Below are 20048 nucleotides of genomic sequence, written 5' to 3'. Positions count from 1 at the left end.
CCCCAGAACAACAAAAGCCCGGACCGGCAACTCGCCCGTCCGGGCTTCTGTCCTGTGGTCTAATCTTCTTCCGTTTCCACCGGCCGCCTCGCCGTCGCGAGAAGTTTCTCCGCCACCGCCTGCGGCACCATGTCGTACTGCTTCATCTCCATGTGAAAGCTGCCGCGGCCCTGCGTAAGCGAAGTCAGCGTCGTTCCGTAGCTCAACATCTCAGCCATCGGCACCTCCGCGGCAATCACCGCGCTTCGGCCCCGCGACTCCATCCCCAGCACCCGCCCGCGCCGGGCGTTCAGGTCTCCCATCAGCGCCCCGGCACATTCGTCCGGCCCGGTGACCTCGACCTTCATAATTGGCTCCAGCAAACAGGGCTTCGCCGCCTCCATCGCCGCGCGAAACGCCTTCCGACCCGCCATCTTGAAGGAAAGCTCATTCGAATCCACGTCGTGATAGCTGCCGTCGTAGACGGTCGCCTTGAAGTCCACCACAGGAAATCCCGCCAGGAACCCGCGCAGCGCCGTCTCCAGAATTCCCTTCTCCACCGCCGGCACATACTGCCGCGGAATCGCTCCGCCAAAAATCTCGTTCCCAAACTGGAACCCCGCCCCGCGCGCCAGCGGCTCCAGCCGGATTTTGCAGTCGCCAAACTGCCCATGCCCGCCTGACTGCTTCTTGTGCCGCCCCTGCGCCTCCGCCGTCCCGCGAATCGTCTCCCGGTATGGAACCTTGGGCGCCTTCAGCGTCACCTCCGTGTGATAACGCCGCTTCAGCCGCGAAACCACCGCCTCGATATGCTGCTGTCCCGCCCCTGCGACGAGGAACTCGTGCGTCTCCGGGTCACGGAAGAACCGCACCATCTGGTCCTCTTCCATCAGCTTATGCAGCGCCGCCGCCAGCTTGTCCTCATCGGCCCGCGACTTGGCCTCGATCGCATACGTCATGCTCGGTTCCGGCCTCGGCTCCGGCTCTACGCGGATCTCCGCGCCCTTTTGCCCCAGCGTGTCTCCGGTCTGCGTGTCGCGTAGCTTCGCCACAGCACCCAGATCCCCGGCGTGAAGTTCAGGAACTTCCACCGCCTTCCTACCCTGCATGATGCTCAGGTGCGTCAGCCGCTCCTGCCCCTTGCGCGTGTAGTTTTCGACCGTCGAATCATTCCGCACCACGCCGCTCACAACCTTGAAAAAGCTGATCTTTCCCGTAAATGCATCGCTCATCGTCTTGTAAACAAACAGCGCCACCGGCTCCGGATCAGCCACCGCTCGAAGAATGATCCCCGTATCGATCGCGATGCCGCCATGTCCATGGCCGAAAGCGCCACCCGAAGCAGCAGCGCCGTTCGAACCGCCATTACTCGTCGCCGTCTCGCCGCTCGCAGAAATCGACTCACTTTGCTCGGCAACAGCCGACATCACCGCAATCGGAGCCCGCTCCGCCGGAGCCGGCGCGTACACCTTCAGAAAATCCAGCAGATGATCCGTCCCCACGTTCATCGCGCCGCTGACGAACAGCACCGGGAAAATCCTGTCCTCGCGAATCGCCTCATGCAGCGCCGTAATCAGGTGCTGCTCCGGAATCGTCCCTTGGGCAAAAAACTCCTCCATTAGCTCGTCCTTGCCCTCGGCCACCAGTTCGACTAGAGCCTCATGCGCAGCACGCGCCATGGCCAGCATCCCACTCGGCACCTCACCGATCCGTCCAGCGCCGTTCCCACCCGGCTCGTAGAAGAAAGCCTGCATCGTCACCAGATCGACCACGCCATGGAAGCCCTCGGGCCCAGTGATAGGCAGCTGCACCGGAACGCACGTCCGCCCCCAGCGCTCATGCAGATCCTCCATCAGGGCCGATAGCCCATGCCCGCCGCCAGCACGCGGAGAATCCATCTGGTTCAACACCACGATCCGCGGCAGGTTGGCCTCGGCGGCATAACCCCACACTCGCTCCGTGACCGCCTCCACGCCGCACTGCGCATTCACCAGAACGAGCGCCGCCTCGACGGGGAGCATCGCCGCCCGCGCCTCGTGCGCAAACATATGAAAACCCGGCGTATCGACGAGGTTCACCTTCACCCCCTGCCATTCGGCAAAGGCCACAGCATTCTGCATCGTCGTTCCGCGCAGTATCTCCTCTTCGTCATAGGCAGTTACCGCCGTCCCATCCGCTACCCGGCCCTGCGTCGAAGTCATCTTCGCCGCCTGCAGCAGCGCAGCGATCAGCGTCGTCTTCCCGCTGTGCGCATGGCCCACCACCGCAACATTGCGTATATCACTGCTTTGATACGCTCTCATCGCAGCACCTCCTGACGCTGGCCTTCGTCGACTGCGCGTCACCCGGATCGTCCGGATACATCACGCTCGTCATATCCGGCGGACAAAGATATCCCCGGCTCGCCCGGCAAAGAATGCTGGTCATGAAGCTGACGAAGTTATCCAGAAGAGTATTCAGGCGGGTGTTGAAGCGCTCCCACCAAGACAAAGATGGCTCATGCGAAGAAGCCGTAGAATGCAGCCCATCCATGTTGCTGCCGATTACCGTCATACGGAAACCTCCGGCAGGCGCCAGCGCAAGAACTGAGGTATGCGCGCAGCGTCTTCTCAATTAGGACCCGAAGCGTATCACAACCAACATTCCACAGTCTTGCCCATGCGGAGTGATTTTAGTAATCCATCCCCAACCGGGAACTAATTCCCCGCCTCTGGTTCCATACAGATATGAAGCTGGAACAACTTACGCAAGGCATGGCTGCTACGCTGGCCTCACTCTTTATCATCCTCACCCTTTGTATCTTTACCAGCCAGCAATCTAGTGCCAACGGCGAACGCATCATCCTCGCCAAATTCACGTCTGACTGTCCGGACAACACAACTATGTTCTTCCACCTCACTGAAACCGAAGCTGCCCAGGTCAACGCGGAACGAGAGCAGACTCGAGAGGGCAGAATCCCCATCGAAAAGCTATTGAAAGATCGCACTGAACACGTCGACTACTTCTCGGCATCGGAGAATACGCCCGTAGCGGCGATCGAAATGATGATGGCGGATCTGCGAAACAACCATCCTGGCAAAGTCTTCCTCATGATCACTTCTTCTCACATGGATAGGTTTCGAGAAGTTGTGCCTCCTCTCATCCCAAAACACGAAGACGACAACAGGTGCTTTGCTCCGCCTTATATAGATTCCTCACTCTTCAGTTTTCCTGAGCGGAAATCCTAAGATGCGCGCCCGTCATTTTGAATTCGCCCACTAGCCGATCCTGTAAGCTCAGATCGATGAAACTCTTCCTAGCCATCATCGTCCTCATCCTCATCGCCGGCTCGATCTACGCCGACTACAAGTGGAAAAAATGGATCGCCGCCCGCAAGCAGGAGCACGACCGCTAGCCACGCCTCGCCTCAGCATCCCACCAGAGAATTCCCCGCCCACCGCGACTCTTTTTCGCCCCGAACGTTACAATAATGGCGAGGACAACGTCCAAAAGCCCATGAATCTTCATACCGGTTTCCGCTCTCATTCTCTCCGCGCTGCAACCCTGACCGTCGCCGCCGCAGCCCTGCTCGCGTTCAGCCACATCGCCAGCGCCCAGTCCACCCAGGTCCACGACCCCTCCGCGCTCAAACCGCCCGCCGGAGCCCGCGTCGCCATCGTTGAATTCGAAGACATGGAGTGCCCCGACTGCGCCCGCGCCAACCCGCTCCTCAAGGAAGCCGCGGCCAAATACAACATCCCCTGGGTCCGCCACGACTTCCCGCTGCCCATGCACCCCTGGAGCTTCCAGGCTGCCGTCAACGCCCGCTGGTTCGACACCAAGAGCAAGAAAATCGGCGACGAATACCGTGACGCCGTCTTCGCCAACCAGCCCAGCATTACCTCAATCGAGGTCCTGCGCACCTTCACCGAGAAGTTTGCCGCCGACCACAAGCTGACCCTGCCCTTCGCCGTTGACCCCCAGGGCAACCTCACCGGCCTCGTCAAAGCTGACTACGCCCTCGGGCAGCGCATCGGCATCGAACACACCCCGACCATCTGGGTCACCACCAGCCAGTCGAAAGGCGCACCCTTCGTCGAAGTCGTCGACCGCAGCAAGCTCTACCAGCTCATCGACCAGGCCCTCGCCGACACCGCCAGCGCCAAGCCCGCAGCCCCAGTGAAAGCCGCCGCAAAGAAGTAGTGCAGCAGGATTGGTTCGGCGTACTCTGAAGTCAGGAGTGGATCATGCCTACCCCAAGCTCAGGTTCCAGTCTCGATTGGTCGCAATGCGCCGCTGTGGAAAGCGTTCCCGGCAAGCTCAGCGGCGCATGGGTGCTCAAAGGCACCCGCATGCCAGTCTCCGCAATCTTCGAGAACCTCGAGGCCGGAGCCAATCTCGACGACCTGATGGAATGGTTCGACGGCCTCGATCGCGAACAAGTAAAAGCGGTGATCCACTTTGCCGTGAGCAGCCTTGAAAAAGCTCCCTCCTACGCCTGAAACTTTCCGATGAAGATTCTTTTCGACCAGGCCACGCCAGTCCCCATTCGCTCCTATCTCAAACGTCACGTAGTGAGAACAGCAGCACAGCAGGGATGGGCGACCCTACGCAACGGTGACCTCATCCACTCCGCAGAGGCGGCCTCTTTCGACCTGCTCCTGACCACGGACCGGAACATGGGTTACCAGCAGAATCTCGCCGGCCGCAGGATAGCCATCCTTGTCCTAGACATCCAACAGTGGCCCAGGCTGCGCCCTCATGTGCAACAGGTGGTCGATGCAGTGAACGCCGCAACTCCCGGCTCATACCGCGAACTTTCCATCGTTTCGGAATAACTCCCTCCGTAATCCTCAGAGATACTTTGCGCAACTCCGCCACAAGCCTCCGCTTATAGATGTGTCAGGCATTTCAAGACACGCCATCGGAGGCACACCATGATCTTCTACGGCTGGGGAAGAAAGTCCGTACCACTCGCCGAAATCGGCGTAGCGCAATGCTCCCACTGCAACCAAACCCGCAGCTTCCGTATCCTGCTGAGTTACACCTACATGCACCTCTACTGGATCTTCGGCCTCGTGCTGCGCCGCAAGTACATCGTCGCCTGCAGCACCTGCAGCCACGGCTTTTTCATCGACAAGAAGCAGCTCAGCGAAGCCGTGCCCAGGCCAGCCGCGAACCCCGTCCCGTTCATGCAGCGCTGGGGCCTGGCTGTCTTCGCCGCAGTGATTGCTCTTGCCATCTGGGTCAAGTAGTCGCCCGGGCGAATTCCTGGTTGACGCCAAATTCGCCCAAAGCTAAACTCGTTTCACTTTTGCAAAAACAACCCGATCCGTCATAAGCTTTGGCACGAATTCCCCCCGGCTTACGCTGTACAAGGCAAGAGGCGCGTACTACGGACGCATTTACAAGCGTCCCCGATAAGGGAGGACAGATGGACACCTGCAGCTTCTGTCGAAGCGTAATCACCCGAAGCTACTACCGGGTCGGCTCCGTGATGGCCTGCCCCAACTGCGTCGAAACGGAACGCCAGCTCGAAGCCGCCAACAAACGGAAGCACTACCTCCGCGGCCTGCTCTTCGGCATCCTGGCCGCCATCGTCGGCAGCCTCGGCTACTGGGCCGTGGAAGAGTTCTCCACCTTCGGAGGCACATCCCTCTTCTCTTTCGGAGCCTACGTCCGCGGATTCGCCATCCTCTGCCTCGGCTCGCTTGTAGGCGGAGCCATCAAGGCCGGCGCCCAGCGCAGAAGTACCCGCCTCACCCAGATCACCGCTGCAGCACTCACCTATCTCGCCTACACCGTGGCCATCGTTCCCCAGGTCCTGAACCATGTACCAGCGACGAAAATTACACCGGCATTCGTCGTCGGGGTCTTTCTCATCGCCCCCTTCACTCCCTTCGTCGCCATCGCCCATTCTTTCATCGCCATCAGCGGACTCATCTGCGTCGTGCTCGCCATGCGTGCCGCCTGGGGCATCGTCGGCAAAGCCATCGACGTCACCGGCCCCTACGACAACGTCGATCCTATGGCGGAAGTACCGCTCTTCAAAACCGTCGGCTAACTTCCCATCGCTTCGAGAAAGTAAGGACTAGGATGATCTTCTACGGATGGCGCAAGAACACTCTGTTCGTAAACGATATGCCCATGCATGCCTGCACCGGCTGCAACACCCCTGGCATGCTGCAACTCTTCGTCAACTACACCTCGGTCCATCTCTATTGGATCTTCGGCGTCGTCACCAATCGCAAGTACATCGTGCAGTGTTCCGCCTGCCGCAAGGGCACTGTCGTCAAAAAGAGCGACGTATCCACCATAATCACGAATAATCCGGTTCCCTTCATGCACCGCTGGGGCCTGGCAGTCTTCGCCGGCCTCGCAGTACTAGCCGTTGCTGCCTACGCCAGTGCACACTGAGGAAGATGGGGAACAAGAATCCCCTGCAAGCATTGCTTGCAGGGGATTCTTATTACCTCGAAACCTCGTCGAAGTTCTACCGCGCACCCGAAATGGTAACCAGCTCCGGCGTAGAAGCATGCCCGCCGCCCGGCGAAATCTCACTCGTCTGCGGCGCCCGCCAGTGATCGATATAGCTGATCTGGTGTACGCAGCTGATGGTGCAGTTCGGTGAACAGCTCTTCGCCGTCAGGAACTCGCGCTTCACATCCGCCGTCGTGTACTCGCTCAGCGGCACACCCGGAAATCCGCGCTGCTGCGAGCAGTAATGCACCAGCCCGTCCTCGCAGATATATAAATATCGGCTCCCAGCCCGGCAACGCCAGTCATTCGGCTTGCCCTGGGCGATCGCTTCCTGAAACTGATTGAAGCGTGAATAATTCCGCCGCTCCAGGTTGCGCACTTCAAAGTAGATCTTCGCCTCATCGTCCGCCAGCGGCTTCAGCTGCCCGCTGCCATCATGGATGATCCCGATCGTGTTGCTGAATCCCAGCTCCAGGGCGCGCTTCGAGATCACCAGCGCATCGTTCGGGTCTTTAATCCCGCCGCCCACCACGGAGTTGATATTCACGTGGAACTCGGCAAACTCCGCCAGCATCTCCAGCTTCTTGTCCAGCACCTTCAAACTCTTCATCGACACGTCATCTGGATTGATGTTGTCGATCGAAATCTGCATATGGTCGAGCCCAGCGCGGTTCAGGCGCTCGATCCGCTCCTGGTTCAGCAGATAGCCATTGGTAATCATTCCGGCCATCGAGCCTACCTTGCGCATCCGCCGGATCACGTCGTCCAGGTCAGGGTGCGTCAGCGGCTCACCGCCGGAGATGGTGATAATGCTGGTCCCCAGCCGGCCAAGATGGTCGATCCGGCGCTCCATCTCGTCAATCGGAACGGGCTTCGAAACCTTGTCATACTCGTTGCAATACGCGCAGGAGAGATTGCAGAAGCGCATCGGCACAATCTGCGCCATCACCGGATGCCCGGTCGTCGCCAGCGCCTTGCCGACGAGAGCCAGCTCGCGCACCTTGCGCTGCGCCGCCAGCCGGCGTCCCCGCAGGGTATCCCGGCGGCGTGTCGTTGAAGAAAGTGCCATGTTTACTATTGAATCACATTCTAAGGTTTCGCCGCTATCGCAGCTCGCACAGGACACGCCCAGCCTCCCTGAGGAGTCAGGCCGTTTGAACGCGCCCAGGCATCGGCCTTATGCATGGCATCGACATTGTTGGATGCAGGGTTGGCCCCGGCCGTGTTGAGATCCATCTTCGGCGGTTCGACCGCCTTCCAGCTCCACTGCCGTCCCTCCCGCCCTGCAAACAGTCGCACCTCTCGATGAGGCTTTACGGCATCGTGATAGCAGGCGAAATCCGTACTGGGATTTTGAAAAACAGCACGAATACGCGATGCCATCGCGATACAAGGTTAGATTGCAAATAAACAGTTTAAAGAAATTACGGTCCATCGAAACCGCTTCATTCTCGACGGAGCTTTCAAGACTTCTCGGATGGTTTTGCGCGAGACAGCAAGATAAACCGTGCACAAGGCCGTTTTCAACCAAAAGCCCACACGCTACGCATTCCGTCGCTCGAAGCGAAGAAGAACCCTATCGAGCAGCCCGCCCCAACTGCAGCATCGGCAACCCGTTGCGAATCTTCTGGAAGTAACAAATCTCCACCAGCGTCGGCCAAAGCTCGATTGAAGCCTTGATCACCCCGATCACGTCATCGACGATCCGCAGCAAGTTGTGCTGAAAAAAGTCCGGCTCAAACCCATAAAAAGCTTTCTCAAGATTGGCCGCAAACAGCCGCAGCGAAGCAGCCCGCTCCTGGCTCTTCGCCCCCTCGGCCACCTTGATTGCACGGCCATGTAGCGTTGTGATCTTCTCCAGAATCTCCTGCGCGTCCTGCGCCGTAATCTCTCCCGAATAATCAAAGCTGATGCTAAGATCGTCCACGCTGGTCAGCGAGTCTTTGATTTTTATCTTGAGTAAGTTGGCTATCTCCTCATTCAATATCTCGGAGGCTGGAGGATTGCGCATGTAGTTACTCTTCTTATGGTGCTGAGCCGCATCCACATGCGCCGCCACGATATGATTCTGCTGAATCCAGAGCCGGTAGATATAGTCTTCAAACCGCAGGCGCGTCGGGAAAAACGGCGGCAAGCCAAACGTATTGTCATACCCCGCCACGCCACAATCCATCCGCCAGTTCTTGTTCGTCACTACAGGACGAAAGTTTTCCAGCACATAGATATCATTCAATACATCTAAGTTCACCTGCTCTTCATCGTTCAGGAACATATCTACAAAGTCGATTGCGTCGATATCATTCGTCCCTGTGCGAAACGTCTGCGCAATCTTGACCACGGCGCTATCCGGAACAGTTCCCCGCTCCAGTAACATCGCATTCTCTTCCGCGAGCCCCTTACTGGCATTGGTCTCGAGATCCATCGAAGTATCGACCAGCAGTTCGCCCCGCTCATAATTCTCCGGCACGTCGGAGACTCGTTTCCCCAGCACATCCGAAAACGCCGACATCATATCAAACGATTTGCGAACATAGCCGTTCTTGCCAGCCTTGTGCAATCGGCCTCTGCTGATCTCGTCATTTTCCAGCGATTCCGGGCTATCCTCCATCAGCGAATAGGGCCGCATGTCATCATCGGAACTCACCATCAGTCCGCCCAGCGAATACATCAGCGTAAAATTACGATTGCCGCCATAACTTGGTCGGAAGAGATTCTTGACCAGCGGCTCTAGCCTGCTGTTCCGCAATCGAGAATTAACATAGGTAATAAACTCTTCCTTCTGCCGCGGACCAACATAATACAATTCCGACCGTGTCTTCAATTCCCGCAGACAGGAAAAGTACTTATCCACATTGGTCGGAGTTGAGTCATCGAAAACGATCATCTGGGGAGAATGACCATTCCTCCAGAAGTGCTCGTCATATTCATGAATCGTTTCACTAACATCACGAAGTCGGTGCGTTGGAATTGCAAAGTAAGTCTCAGGTTGATGCATAAAGTGGGCAGGTCTCTCGCTCGATCCAGAAATAGATTCACCGCCGTCGATTTCCCTGCAGAGCGAAACAGCATTCACTCTGCAGCTTCTCAAAAGCGGCCTTTCATCTCTTGCCGAGCCTAACTCGCCACCCGCAAAGCTTCTATAAAGAAAGTCTAGATATTCAATAACAGCAAGCGAGCTTTATGAAGAAGTAATAAAGACAAATATTGCAAGATGCGAGCGCCCGTTGACGCAGGATGCATAACAATCAGGATGGGACGTCGACGGTGTCCCATCCTTTCCATCCCGCAAAGGCGAATTCACACCTGCGCCATCCCGCCATCCACGAACAGCTCAATTCCCGTGACAAAGCTGGCATCGTCCGAAGCCAGAAACACAGCCGCCTTGGCGATCTCGTCCGCCTCACCCATGCGGCCCAGCGGAACACCCGCCACCAGCCCTGCCTTCAACTGCTTCTCTTCCTCTTCCGTCGTCGCCAGCCCGGAGATTCCGGGAGTATCGATCGGCCCCGGACTGATCGCGTTCACACGAATCTTCCGGTCCTTCAGGTCAACCGTCCAGGTACGCGCAAACGACCGCACCGCTGCCTTCGTGGCGCTATAGATACTGAATGCCGGCGTCCCTTTAATCGACACAATCGAAGCATTCAGAATGATCGATCCACCGTTGGGAATCAGCGGCAAAGCCTTCTGCACCGTGAACACCAGGCCCTTCACATTGGTGTCGAAAGTCTTGTCATAGTGCTCTTCCGTAATTGACCCCAGCGGAGCAAACTCGCCACCGCCGGCATTCGCAAACAGAACGTCCACGCGGCCCTTCTGCTCCTTCACGACCGAGTACAAATGATCAAGATCCGCCAGATTGGAAGCGTCACTCCTCACGGCCGTCACACCATGTCCAATCAAAGCCGCAGCCGCATCCAGTTCAGCCTGCCGCCTGCCGGTGATGAACACGTAAGCTCCCTCTGCTACAAACCGCTGCGCCGTCGCCAATCCAATCCCGGTGGATCCACCGGTAACAATCGCCACCTTGCCGCTCAATTTACCCATACCACTCTCCAGGAATTCGCCATCGGAATTGATGTTGCATCCCTCCGATGGCGGTCGTACGGAGAGTGATCCGGGTTTCTTGGCGGCTAATAGAAGAGCGTTAGATAGAAACGATGGGCACAGCGCTACGCCGGAGATGCATACTGCAGACCAAATAGAAAGGGGCGCCGCCGGAGTGACCAGCAGCGCCCACACTCACACTCCACACTCACACTAGCCTTTGGGCTTTTTCCCGGAAACCTGCAGCAGGACCAGCTGTTTCGACCGGTCGCGCAATATTTCCACCTGCACCGGCTTGCCCTCGCTCGACCGCAGCAGCCGCTCCCAATCGCTCGAAGTCACCACTGCCTCGCCGCCGATCCCCAAAATCACGTCGTGTGCCTTCAATCCAGCGGCATCCGCCGAGCTCTTATGGGCCACGCTCTTAATCATCACTCCTGCGGAAACCCCAAGAAAATCCGCCATCTGCGGCGTCAGCGGCTCCACAATCACACCTACATGCAGCGAACTCCCCAACCCCGGAAACCGGAACCCACCCGGAACATCCCCCGAGCCCGAGCCCGACAAAAATCCGTTCGCCGCGGACGAAGCGCCAGCCGACGCGCCAAACTGCTCCTTCGCAGCCTCTTCCATCTTGCGCCGGTCCGCCAACTGCACCGCGACTGTCTGCTGCGCGCCATCCCGGCTCACCACCAGCTGCAGTTTCCGCCCCGGAGGCATGGCATGCAGCAGGCTCTTCAACTGCTCTGCGGACTGCACTGGCTGACCGTTGATCTGCACAATCACGTCATGCAGTTTCAGCCCCACCTTGCCCGCTGGCGCGTCGTGGTCCAGAACGGTGATCTCCGCCCCGCGACCATCTTTCAATCGAAGCGCCTGTGCCCGCTCGCCATCCAGATCGCCCAGGTCCACTCCAAGATATCCCTGCGCATGCGAGTGCATCATCAACCACGGCTGCTGCAGAATATCGGTCAGCTTCAGGCTTTGCGCGTCAGCCAGCACTCCGCTGGCGGCCAAACCTCCTGCCAGCAGCAGCGTCGCGGCGCCTGCTTGAATCTTCGTGTACGGCCTCAGAAATTGCTTCATTTGGGGAACCTTCTCCGACTTCCTGATAACCCACCCGCCCTCGTCGTAGGAGGCAGTGTTGGGATTGTGGAACGATAGTAACTCGAAAATCGTTAACTGTAACCCAGCTTTTTGAGGGCTACTGCCGAATGGCGAGACAAGGAACTATTGAATCGCCGATACCCGCCGCAACACCACCCGCGAAGCCGTCCGGATATTCGAATTCTGGTCCGACTGCGCCACGTTGGAAAGCACCTGCCGCACACTCGTATCCGCTTCCACCGGCTCCAGCATCGAAATCGCCGCCGACCGGATCCGCGCATCCGGGTCGTTCTGCAGCGCTTCCAGCACCGCATCCCGTACCCGCATATCTTCGGAAACAAATGGCTGCAGACCCTCAAGCGCCTTCTGCCGCACCGCCGCACTCCGGTCATAGCGCAGCGACACCATCAGCGCATCCCGAATATCGGAGCTCTGAAGTCCAGTGCCCTCGCAACCATGTCCGGACCGGCAAGCCGCCGCCAGCAATCCCACTGAATCATCCCGCACCGTCGGGCTCGCACCGTTCTGCGAAGCCAGCATCAGCAACTGCCGGATCTGCGGATCCTCAAGCGTTCCCTGAACATGCTTCGGCTCAACCTGGTTGTAGCTGACTTCCACCAGGTTCGAATCGCCCTTTCGAGAAACTCCGGAAATGCTGCCAATCTCGCCAGCCGTCACCGGTGCACTCACTGCAACCGGCTCAGCCGTAATCTTTTGGTGAACCAGTTCCTGATGCGTCGGTGCAGCCGCCTCGATAACCTTCGGCTCGGCGTTTCCCGCCATTGCCGCCGCATGCCGCTCGGCAAACTCATATCCGCCCAGGCTGCCCAGCCCCGCACCAGCCACCAACAGCAAACCCGCCGCCACCGGCGCCGACTGCAAGCCCGTAGCGGTCCGCGTCATCCAGTCCGCTACCCGGTCATACCAGCGCTTGGGGGGCAGAGCGTCCAGCGCCTCAGCCAACCGCGTCCGGCTTCGCGCCACCAGATTTGGGCTGGGCTCCTGCACCGGAAGCGCCGCTGCCAGAATCCGCAGAGCCTGTAGCTGCTCCTGCTCTTCCCGGCAATCTGCGCAATTGCTCAAATGCAAAGCCATCCTGTGCATCTCATCGTCCGGCAACTCGCCATACGCCGCCAGCACTACTTTTTCGTGAATCTCAGTGCAATTCATATCCACGTCCTGTTGCCTCAAAAATTTGTTGCCCGTTCGCCTTTCAGTTGCCAGTGGTTGTCGTGCTTTCCCCAGCAATCCGTCCGGTAATCCGTAGTTCCTGTTCTGCGATACCTGTTCTGTAAAACCTGTTCCGCGCTCTCTTACCCTTACCGCTAGCCTCTATCGCAAACCCGATAGCTGGCTCCTCAATTTCTTCGTCGCCCGGAAAAGCGTATTCTTTGCCGTCTCTTCCGTCGTATTCAACATCTCGCCGATCGTCCTGAGCCGCAATCCCTGGTAATGCTTCAGCTCAAAGACCATCCGCTCCCGCGGCGTCAGCGTGTCCAGCGACTCCTGAATCCGCTCTCCCAGCACCTTCCGGTCCAGTTCTTTCCCTGGATTCGAAAACGCCCGGTCATCGGAAACCGAAGCCATCAGGTCAATCTCATCCCCGGAGTGGTCCATCACCACCGCCGAATCCTCACGCCGCGTCTTCTTCCGCCGCAACTGGTCCAGGCAAAGGTTGGTCACAATCCGGTAGATCCACGTATAGAAGGAGCACTCAAAGCGGAAATTGCCCAGGTACCGGTAAGCCTTCAAGAACGCTTCCTGGTAAATGTCCTCGGCATCCTGCTCACTGCCCGTCAAATGCAAGGCCAGTCGCAGTACCTGGTGCTCGTACTGCCGCACCAGCGCGTCAAACGCCGGCCGCGACCCCGCCTGGGCCTCGCGAATCAGCTCCATTTCGGTCGCCCGGACGCGAAGCTTCTCTTCTTTTTCCTCATTGGTAAGCTGGCCGAGAGCCTCGCGGCCCTGCCCTCTAGCCCGTCCGTCGCTGCTGGTAGTCGTAGCCATTCCTGGCAAGGATTGTACGCCGAGCGAGGCCTGCCAGGCTGTCCCAGTCAGACCACTCACCTGCCCAGGAAAAGGAACTGCGTCAGTCGCCATACGTCTCTCCGAAAAAAACGAGTGCAAAACTACCAGAACCCATGCGTGTACCGCGTATCCTCATGGACGATTCCCCCCAGCAATCGTGAGCATTCACGCCACAATCCGCCCAGCCTTTCTTGCTGTCATTCCCGCAGGGAATCCGCTTTTGCTGTTCCCTATTCCCTGTTCCCTATTCCCTGTTCCCTATTCGCTGTCCCCGGTCCCCTGTCCCCTGTTCCCTGACCTTCGGTAAACTGATCCAGATGACTTCACTCTTTCCCGAACACGAATCCCGGCCACAATCCTCGTCCACCGGCCTTCTCATCGCCCACTGCGACGGCGGCTCCCGCGGCAATCCCGGCCCGGCCGGCTACGGCGCCGTCATCGAAGACCAGAACGGCCGCATCCTGGCCCGCCTAAGCGAATACCTCGGCAAGCGCACAAATAACTACGCCGAATACTCAGCCCTGCTCGGCGTCCTCGCCTGGTGCATCGAAAACAAGCAGCCGCGCCTCCGCGTCGTCGCCGACAGCGAACTGATGGTCAAGCAGATGCAGGGCAAATACAAAGTCAACAGCCCCGACCTCCGCCCCCTCTGGGAAGAAGCCCGCCGCCGCGCCAGCAAGCTGGAGAAATTCGAAATCGCCCACACCCTCCGCGGCGGCAACAAGGAAGCCGACCAGCTCGCCAACGACGCCATGGACCGCGGCATGGGCCGAGCCCCGGCCTCCGGTTCATCAATGGCTCCCGTCACCCCGCGGCCACCCTCCGGCTCACCCTCGTCCATCAGCACCCGAACCCAGAACTCCGCTCAGTCCAAACCGGCCCCACCGAAGCCAACTCAGCCAAGGCAGGTCCTCGAAGGCTTCGTCAAAAACGGCGTAGTCCACCTCATCGAAGGTGAACTCCCCGACGGCATCTTCGTAAAAATCGTCCGCGAATAAAAGAAAGAGGCCGGCATCATCGCCGGCCTCCCAGTTTGCTAATCCCTAATCCCTATTCCCTCTTTCTAATTGCTCGCCAGCTTATTCCCGATATAAGCCCCATGCCCCAGGCCCATCAGCACCATCAACGTCTGAGAGATGTCCGGAATCGTCGTCATACACTCCTGATTCGCATTACAAACACCCGTCTTCGACATGGACAGAAACACGTTCGACAGGAAGACTCCAATCGCAATCAGCGTCCAAAGAATCACCTGCACCTTGCCCAGGTCCGGCTTGCCTCGCGCATCCGTAAATATGCCGCTCTTATCGCGTAGAACAGGCGCCACTACGGGTGCCGGCGGAGTCATCACGGATACGTTGACCTGCTGAGCTCCTCCCTCCGCCGCTCCCTGCGCCGCTCCCTGAACCACGGCAGCCGTACCCGCAATGCGCACAGCCTGTTGCTGAGCCAGATCGGCGGCTGCCGCATCCTTGGCCGCATTGTCCTTGCTCACTGCAATCGCCTTCGAAGCCACCGTCGAAGCAATGCTGATCCCCATCGCAATCAGCACGTTCACCGGCATCGCAGGCACCCCCTCGGGATGCTGCTGGCTAAACCTCACTTCGAAAATTGCCAGATAGGCAAACACCACCGTCGCCGTCCAGATCATCATCTGGAACTTGCTCGTACTTGACGTTCCATTGTCATCCTTGATCAGCGCCCACGGGTGGCTGCGCGTAGCGATATACAGCACCACCCAGAAAACCGCTAACCCGCCAGTTCCGGTAAGAAACGACCAGAAAAACTGCGACTGCGAAGCCGTCATGCAATTTCCTCCAATGTTAAGTGGGAGGAATATAGCATGCGTGACGCAGCCTACTCCCCTGAGAAGTTAAAACCGCAGCGAAAGGCAGCTGAGCCCGCCATCCATTTTCTGAAACTCACTCATCTCCAGCACCAGCGGATCAAACCCACGCCGCCGCAACTCCTCCGTCATCCGCGGATACCCCGCAGCCACCAGCACCCGGTCATTCACCCGCACGCAGTTCGCCGCATAGCTCTCTTCTGGCGAAACCACCAGCAAATCCAGCCCTGCAAACTGCGGCCATGCCGCCATCTCCTCCATCACCACCAGAGTCTGCTCACCAGCAGGCCCGGGCCCGATGTAAGAGATCCCACTCTTCAAATGCAGAATGCTTGTCATGTGCCGCACATCGACCAGCGAAGAAGTAAAACCCTCTTTCGCCAGATGCGCAGCAAGCTGCCGCGCGCCATCCTCATTCGTCCGCAACGAAACCCCAAGAAAGAAATGCGACCCCGCCTCACAGATATCCCCACCATCCAGCGTCCCCGGTGAAACGATCTGAGCGGCTTGCGGATAAAACTCGCGCACCACCGGAGCTATCGCTTCCACCTCGCCTAACCGGCTCCCAGCCCCCGGCCGCGTCAGCATCGCGGCATGCTCGGTGATCACGGCAGCATCCTCCACAAACGTAGAGTCCGGATACCGCAAGTCCTCCTCGAGAACCGTCAGCACCAGCCCACAGTTCTCCAGCGCCCGGCAGTAAGCCTCCCACTGCCCCAGTACCAGCCCATACTCCGGCACACCAAAATCCACCGTAGTCAGCCCATCCGCAAAGTTACCGCCAGGCCGCCGAACAATCGCACGAGTAAACAAACCAAACCCTCCATGAACATCTCAATAAACTAAACAAATGCGGGTGCCCCACCTTCGCCACGCCGTTGTTTTTGTGGCTAAGGTGGGATAAAGATATCTACAGCCTTCTATAGGTTTGTACAGCCTTTTACAAGGCCCGCCTTCGCATCACCCAATACACCGGCGCAGCCACCGCCAGCAACACTGCGGCCCGTACCGCACTCACCCAATCCTGCCGCACATCAAACACCAGAAACGTCAACGATCCCAGCAGCACCAGCCCCGTAGTCACCGGAAAACCCCAGGCCCGAAACGGCCTCTCCAACTGGGGCTCCCTCGCCCGAAGCACAAACACCGCCAGGTAATTCACGCAATAAGCGGTAGCCATCAGAATCGCTGCCACCGCCACAATCTCGTCAAACCGACCACTCAGCACCAGCACCGCCGCCATCCCCGCCGACGCCAGCAGCGCCACCCGCGGCGTTCCACCCGGCGCAACCTTGGCCGCCCCGGCAAACAGCCCATCCCTCCCCACTGCAAACAGAATCCGCGTAGCCCCCATCATCAATGCATTGGTCAGGCTCAACAAAGTCAGCAGTGAAAGAACCGTAACAAACGTACCACTCCACGCCGGAAACACCACCCGCGCCGCATCCGCCGCCGCCAGCTTCGAAGCTCCCATCTGCGGCACCGTCAGCACATGCAGAAACGCAAAGTTCATCAACAGATACAGCCCCGTAATCAGCAGCACCCCGCCAATCATCGCCCGCGGCAGATTCTTTGCAGCGTTCCGGTCCTCTTCCGCAAAGTAGATCGCCTCATACCAACCGTCATACGCCACCACAATCGCCGGCAATACCAGAACCAAGGGCCCCAGCAGTCCCAGCAAGCCGGTCCCATGCCCTACATGCGAATCGACGGCAACAGGCGATGCCGTCACCGGCGAATGCAGCAGACAAGCCACAGCCAGCGAAAGAAACACCACCGCCGTCACCGAACTCGCCACTTTTTGCACCCCACTGCCCAGCCGCAATCCAAACCACTGCACCGAGCAGAAAAGCCCCAGCAACCCGACCGCTATTCCAGTCTCAGCCGCCGTGCCCAGTGCCTTCAACCAGGGGAATAGCGTCGACATATACTCAGCCGCAGCCACCACCGCATACGCCATGCTCGAGCAGTTGATCAGCCAGTCCGCCCACCCCATCGCAAAGCCCGTCCCCGGCCCAAATGCGCGCTTCGAGTAGACATAAAACCCACCAGCCAGCGGCAGCGCCGCGCCCACTTCCGAAAGCGAAATCGCCCCCAGCAGCGAATACAGCCCGCCAACCACCCATACCGCCAGCGCCAGCCGCGCACTGCCCAACCGGCCTGTAATCTCCCCCGGCAGCCGCAGAATCCCCACGCCCACCGTGCCGCCGAAGATCACCGCAAGCCCAAAGCCCAGCCCAAGAATCCGTGACAAATGCCTCTGCGGCGCGTGAACCGGTTTGGACAATCCATTGCCCCCAAAAACAAAAGGTAGAGTCGCAGCTTTTCTGCGACTCTACCTTTACGCACCCCGCATGTCCTAGCAAATTTTAGGCAGCGCCAGCGGTCGTTACGAGACCGTCAGATACGTCCGATACCGCTCCTCATGAATCTCCGTAAACGGCGTCAGCAGCAGAGGCCCACTCTCCGTCCGAGCCGTCCAGACCGGCTGCCCCTTCAACTGCGTCGCAGCCAGCAACTGGTCCCGCGTAACCTTCGGCGGATTCTCCGTCAGCGCAAACAGCACCAGCGGCCCACGCACCAGCGCCACCGTGTTCGGATTCTTCGTCGCCGCCCCGTCGATAGCCTCCAGCCGCATCGGCATTGGCAGCGTCAACTCAACCCGATCCCCATCCTTCCACTTGCGCGAAATCGCAGCAAAACCCTTCGTCACCGGCGCCTGAACATCCTGTCCATTCACCGCAATCCGCACTCCGCCAGCCGCTGCAGCCCAGCCAGGAATCCGCAAACGCAGCGCCATATTCACCGACTTCGAAGCCTTCACCACAATCCCCACATGACCATCCAGCGGATACCCGCCCGACTGCGTCAGCGCAACATGCGCCCCATTCTCCGCCGTCCACTTCAACGTCGAAGGCAGGTAGAGATTCACATACACCCCATCGCGATCGTGCAAGTAGCTGTTGATCCGGTAATCCGCCGCCACCTGCGGCAGCGTCCCCGCACAGCAAGCCCACCGCGAAGGATAGTAGACCTTCTGCCCCGAATCGCCAAAGTTCGAGTAGTAGAACGTATGCCCGTCCGCCGTCAGTGGCTTCGCGCCCATTACCGTGTTGTAGAAGACCCGCTCCATGCTGTCGCCATACTGCCCGTCCTTCGTCACCCGCAGCAGATACCGGGTCAGCTTGCCATGCGCATAGCTCCCGCACGGCGTCTCAAACGAAGCATTGCTCTTGCCCAGGCTGTCATACAGCGCGCCCGTATTCGGCACTTGGAAGCTCTCATTCGGACCCCAGCCGCCCGTCGCGTAGCTCTGCGCCATGATCATGTCATACGCATTCTTCGCCGCCCGCAGATGCTTCTCGCTGCCACCCACCATGTACGCCTGCATCGCCGAGCTCAGCGAATTGCAATGGCTGTAAGCATGATGCCCCGGCAACACATTCTTTCCCTCGCTCAGCGGCGTGAACCAGTCGTCATCCATCAGGTACTTCGGAGCCATCTCGCGGTACCGCGCCCCCGCCCCGCGCTGCGACGCCAGGTACAGGTTCTCCGGCATCGTATACGACTCATCCCATGTAAAGTCGTCCACCGTTTTCTCGCCCCGCGAAGCCCGCCACTCCCGCTGCTTCTCCCGCGGCAGAACCCTGTCCGGCAGGTACGGCAACGCCGCATCCGTCGTCTTCTCCAGCAGCGCAAACGCCCGGTCGCAGCCGCCAAACTCATGCGCGTCGATCAGCGCGATCACCATCTTGTCGTAGTCATACGCCGGAAAGCGGAAATTCGAATAAAACTTCCCCGAAATCGTTGGCTCATACAGGTCCAGCAGCCGGTTCATCTTCGCCTTCGCCGCCGGATCTCCCGTAGCCGCATACCCCCGCGCCAGCGAAGAAACCCACTGCCCGAAGTTCTCCGCCGGAGCAAACCCATGCCCATCCTGCCGCAGATCCCCCGGAACCTCGTCGTACCAACCACCCATCTCCGGCCCCGGAGCAGGTAGCCCCGCTCGCTTGCGGAACGGCATCAGCAGCGAATCCTCGTTCATCCCCTTCAGCAGCGTCTGCGTCTGCTCAAACTGCGTCTGCGCCACCCCCGGCGCCAATTCCACCTGCCCGTACCTAAACTCGGCAAGCGGCCCATTCGCCGCACCAGCAGCAGGCGCAGCCAGAGCCTCGAACACGCCAGCATCCGCCCCCGCCAACACAGCGGCAGCCCCAGCCACCTTCACACCATTCTTAAGAAAAGTACGTCGCAGCATAGACAAATCCCCTCGCCGCAATCCTAAGCCCCAAAGAGCACAAGTGTCATGCAGAAGCCGTTTAACCGCACTGCATTCCCAATAAAGCACTCGCCTCAAAACAAAAGGGTGCTTTCATCTGAAAGCAGCGAACTCGAAGAACCCGCGGCTACCGTCGCAGTTGTCCTTGCCCTTGCTTTTCTTGTTGTCATTCCCAAAGGAAATCTGCTGTTCACTGCGAGTGAAATAGACATTGTGGGAAACCCGCCCGTTGCGCACTCAGCAACGGGTGGAGACAAACCAACCAGCGTTTGCTGTCCCTGTTCGCTATTCCCTGCCGGGGTC

General features: G+C 58.9%; 21 protein-coding genes. 8 read left to right on the top strand and 13 right to left on the bottom strand.

Translation table 11 applies throughout. From position 1 onward, the window contains the following. Nucleotides 1-59: 59 nt before the first annotated feature. Both AC5S27_RS02065 and AC5S27_RS02060 read right to left on the bottom strand, forming a co-directional pair. Complete coding sequence (locus tag AC5S27_RS02065) at nucleotides 60-2282, bottom strand: elongation factor G (RefSeq protein ID WP_493932922.1); 2223 nt, start codon at nucleotides 2280-2282, stop codon at nucleotides 60-62. Then, a complete protein-coding gene (locus AC5S27_RS02060) occupies nucleotides 2260-2532 on the bottom strand; it encodes a hypothetical protein (RefSeq protein WP_493932921.1) in 273 nt (90 codons plus the stop codon). Before AC5S27_RS02060 ends, AC5S27_RS02065 begins: the two co-directional genes overlap by 23 nt. A 173-nt stretch (nucleotides 2533-2705) precedes the next feature. Here AC5S27_RS02060 and AC5S27_RS02055 point away from each other — a divergent pair, with 173 nt between their 5' ends. The 7 genes from AC5S27_RS02055 to AC5S27_RS02025 all read left to right on the top strand — a co-directional run bounded on the left by AC5S27_RS02055 (nucleotide 2706) and on the right by AC5S27_RS02025 (nucleotide 6375). Continuing rightward, nucleotides 2706-3206, top strand: coding sequence for a hypothetical protein (locus AC5S27_RS02055; protein ID WP_493932920.1), 501 nt, complete (start codon nucleotides 2706-2708; stop codon nucleotides 3204-3206). Nucleotides 3207-3474: 268 nt separating this feature from the next. After that, nucleotides 3475-4161 (top strand): DsbA family protein, encoded by a 687-nt coding sequence (locus AC5S27_RS02050; RefSeq protein ID WP_493932919.1) that lies wholly within the window; start codon nucleotides 3475-3477, stop codon nucleotides 4159-4161. 44 nt (nucleotides 4162-4205) lie between these two features. After that, complete coding sequence (locus AC5S27_RS02045) at nucleotides 4206-4460, top strand: DUF433 domain-containing protein (RefSeq protein ID WP_493932918.1); 255 nt, start codon at nucleotides 4206-4208, stop codon at nucleotides 4458-4460. 9 nt (nucleotides 4461-4469) lie between these two features. Beyond that, nucleotides 4470-4796, top strand: a complete 327-nt coding sequence (locus AC5S27_RS02040) for a hypothetical protein (RefSeq protein ID WP_493932917.1) — start codon at nucleotides 4470-4472, stop codon at nucleotides 4794-4796. 99 nt (nucleotides 4797-4895) lie between these two features. Further along, nucleotides 4896-5213, top strand: a complete 318-nt coding sequence (locus tag AC5S27_RS02035; protein WP_493932916.1) for a hypothetical protein — start codon at nucleotides 4896-4898, stop codon at nucleotides 5211-5213. A 179-nt stretch (nucleotides 5214-5392) separates the two neighbouring features. Further along, a complete protein-coding gene (locus AC5S27_RS02030; RefSeq protein ID WP_493932915.1) occupies nucleotides 5393-6022 on the top strand; it encodes a hypothetical protein in 630 nt (209 codons plus the stop codon). A 32-nt stretch (nucleotides 6023-6054) separates the two neighbouring features. Next, nucleotides 6055-6375: a hypothetical protein gene (locus AC5S27_RS02025; protein WP_493932914.1), complete on the top strand. Its 321-nt coding sequence runs from the start codon at nucleotides 6055-6057 to the stop codon at nucleotides 6373-6375. Nucleotides 6376-6451: 76 nt separating this feature from the next. Here AC5S27_RS02025 and AC5S27_RS02020 read toward each other — a convergent pair whose 3' ends face one another. The 7 genes from AC5S27_RS02020 to AC5S27_RS01990 form a co-directional block, all read right to left on the bottom strand. Then, nucleotides 6452-7507: a radical SAM protein gene (locus AC5S27_RS02020; protein ID WP_493932913.1), complete on the bottom strand. Its 1056-nt coding sequence runs from the start codon at nucleotides 7505-7507 to the stop codon at nucleotides 6452-6454. Between the two features lie 20 nt (nucleotides 7508-7527). Next, nucleotides 7528-7737 (bottom strand): hypothetical protein, encoded by a 210-nt coding sequence (locus AC5S27_RS02015; protein ID WP_493932912.1) that lies wholly within the window; start codon nucleotides 7735-7737, stop codon nucleotides 7528-7530. A 277-nt stretch (nucleotides 7738-8014) separates the two neighbouring features. Continuing rightward, nucleotides 8015-9511 (bottom strand): hypothetical protein, encoded by a 1497-nt coding sequence (locus AC5S27_RS02010; protein ID WP_493932911.1) that lies wholly within the window; start codon nucleotides 9509-9511, stop codon nucleotides 8015-8017. Between the two features lie 224 nt (nucleotides 9512-9735). Then, nucleotides 9736-10485: a glucose 1-dehydrogenase gene (locus AC5S27_RS02005; protein ID WP_493932910.1), complete on the bottom strand. Its 750-nt coding sequence runs from the start codon at nucleotides 10483-10485 to the stop codon at nucleotides 9736-9738. 213 nt (nucleotides 10486-10698) lie between these two features. Beyond that, nucleotides 10699-11571, bottom strand: a complete 873-nt coding sequence (locus AC5S27_RS02000; RefSeq protein WP_493932909.1) for a PDZ domain-containing protein — start codon at nucleotides 11569-11571, stop codon at nucleotides 10699-10701. A gap of 144 nt (nucleotides 11572-11715) precedes the next feature. Beyond that, complete coding sequence (locus tag AC5S27_RS01995; protein WP_493932908.1) at nucleotides 11716-12762, bottom strand: anti-sigma factor family protein; 1047 nt, start codon at nucleotides 12760-12762, stop codon at nucleotides 11716-11718. A gap of 162 nt (nucleotides 12763-12924) precedes the next feature. Beyond that, nucleotides 12925-13692, bottom strand: a complete 768-nt coding sequence (locus AC5S27_RS01990; protein WP_493932907.1) for an RNA polymerase sigma factor — start codon at nucleotides 13690-13692, stop codon at nucleotides 12925-12927. Nucleotides 13693-13937: 245 nt separating this feature from the next. Here AC5S27_RS01990 and AC5S27_RS01985 point away from each other — a divergent pair, with 245 nt between their 5' ends. Next, on the top strand, nucleotides 13938-14618 hold the full coding sequence (locus tag AC5S27_RS01985) for a ribonuclease HI family protein (protein ID WP_493932906.1): 681 nt from the start codon (nucleotides 13938-13940) through the stop codon (nucleotides 14616-14618). 65 nt (nucleotides 14619-14683) lie between these two features. Here the strand turns inward: AC5S27_RS01985 and AC5S27_RS01980 are convergent, their stop codons facing one another. From AC5S27_RS01980 to AC5S27_RS01965, 4 genes are all read right to left on the bottom strand, one after another. Then, the gene (locus AC5S27_RS01980) at nucleotides 14684-15427 is read right to left on the bottom strand and encodes a hypothetical protein (RefSeq protein ID WP_493932905.1); all 744 of its coding nucleotides are present in this window, start codon (nucleotides 15425-15427) and stop codon (nucleotides 14684-14686) included. Nucleotides 15428-15493: 66 nt separating this feature from the next. Further along, complete coding sequence (locus tag AC5S27_RS01975) at nucleotides 15494-16279, bottom strand: dimethylarginine dimethylaminohydrolase family protein (RefSeq protein ID WP_493932904.1); 786 nt, start codon at nucleotides 16277-16279, stop codon at nucleotides 15494-15496. 127 nt (nucleotides 16280-16406) lie between these two features. Further along, nucleotides 16407-17753: an APC family permease gene (locus AC5S27_RS01970; RefSeq protein ID WP_493932903.1), complete on the bottom strand. Its 1347-nt coding sequence runs from the start codon at nucleotides 17751-17753 to the stop codon at nucleotides 16407-16409. Between the two features lie 102 nt (nucleotides 17754-17855). Further along, on the bottom strand, nucleotides 17856-19724 hold the full coding sequence (locus tag AC5S27_RS01965; protein ID WP_493932902.1) for a beta-L-arabinofuranosidase domain-containing protein: 1869 nt from the start codon (nucleotides 19722-19724) through the stop codon (nucleotides 17856-17858). Nucleotides 19725-20048 lie beyond the last annotated feature (324 nt).

Source organism: Acidicapsa borealis, assembly GCF_059115245.1.
Note: the sequence above shows the minus strand (reverse complement) of the source record. Positions and strands in the feature narration are given on the sequence as shown.

Coding starts and splice junctions, on each gene's coding strand:
- AC5S27_RS02030 (WP_493932915.1), top strand. CDS start 5,393: ATGGACACCTGCAGCTTCTGTCGAAGCGTAATCACCCGAAGCTACTAC.
- AC5S27_RS02065 (WP_493932922.1), bottom strand. CDS start 2,282: ATGAGAGCGTATCAAAGCAGTGATATACGCAATGTTGCGGTGGTGGGC.
- AC5S27_RS01965 (WP_493932902.1), bottom strand. CDS start 19,724: ATGCTGCGACGTACTTTTCTTAAGAATGGTGTGAAGGTGGCTGGGGCT.
- AC5S27_RS01985 (WP_493932906.1), top strand. CDS start 13,938: ATGACTTCACTCTTTCCCGAACACGAATCCCGGCCACAATCCTCGTCC.
- AC5S27_RS02050 (WP_493932919.1), top strand. CDS start 3,475: ATGAATCTTCATACCGGTTTCCGCTCTCATTCTCTCCGCGCTGCAACC.
- AC5S27_RS02020 (WP_493932913.1), bottom strand. CDS start 7,507: ATGGCACTTTCTTCAACGACACGCCGCCGGGATACCCTGCGGGGACGC.
- AC5S27_RS02025 (WP_493932914.1), top strand. CDS start 6,055: ATGATCTTCTACGGATGGCGCAAGAACACTCTGTTCGTAAACGATATG.
- AC5S27_RS02040 (WP_493932917.1), top strand. CDS start 4,470: ATGAAGATTCTTTTCGACCAGGCCACGCCAGTCCCCATTCGCTCCTAT.
- AC5S27_RS02045 (WP_493932918.1), top strand. CDS start 4,206: ATGCCTACCCCAAGCTCAGGTTCCAGTCTCGATTGGTCGCAATGCGCC.
- AC5S27_RS01995 (WP_493932908.1), bottom strand. CDS start 12,762: ATGAATTGCACTGAGATTCACGAAAAAGTAGTGCTGGCGGCGTATGGC.
- AC5S27_RS02035 (WP_493932916.1), top strand. CDS start 4,896: ATGATCTTCTACGGCTGGGGAAGAAAGTCCGTACCACTCGCCGAAATC.
- AC5S27_RS02000 (WP_493932909.1), bottom strand. CDS start 11,571: ATGAAGCAATTTCTGAGGCCGTACACGAAGATTCAAGCAGGCGCCGCG.
- AC5S27_RS02060 (WP_493932921.1), bottom strand. CDS start 2,532: ATGACGGTAATCGGCAGCAACATGGATGGGCTGCATTCTACGGCTTCT.
- AC5S27_RS01980 (WP_493932905.1), bottom strand. CDS start 15,427: ATGACGGCTTCGCAGTCGCAGTTTTTCTGGTCGTTTCTTACCGGAACT.
- AC5S27_RS02055 (WP_493932920.1), top strand. CDS start 2,706: ATGAAGCTGGAACAACTTACGCAAGGCATGGCTGCTACGCTGGCCTCA.
- AC5S27_RS01990 (WP_493932907.1), bottom strand. CDS start 13,692: ATGGCGACTGACGCAGTTCCTTTTCCTGGGCAGGTGAGTGGTCTGACT.
- AC5S27_RS02005 (WP_493932910.1), bottom strand. CDS start 10,485: ATGGGTAAATTGAGCGGCAAGGTGGCGATTGTTACCGGTGGATCCACC.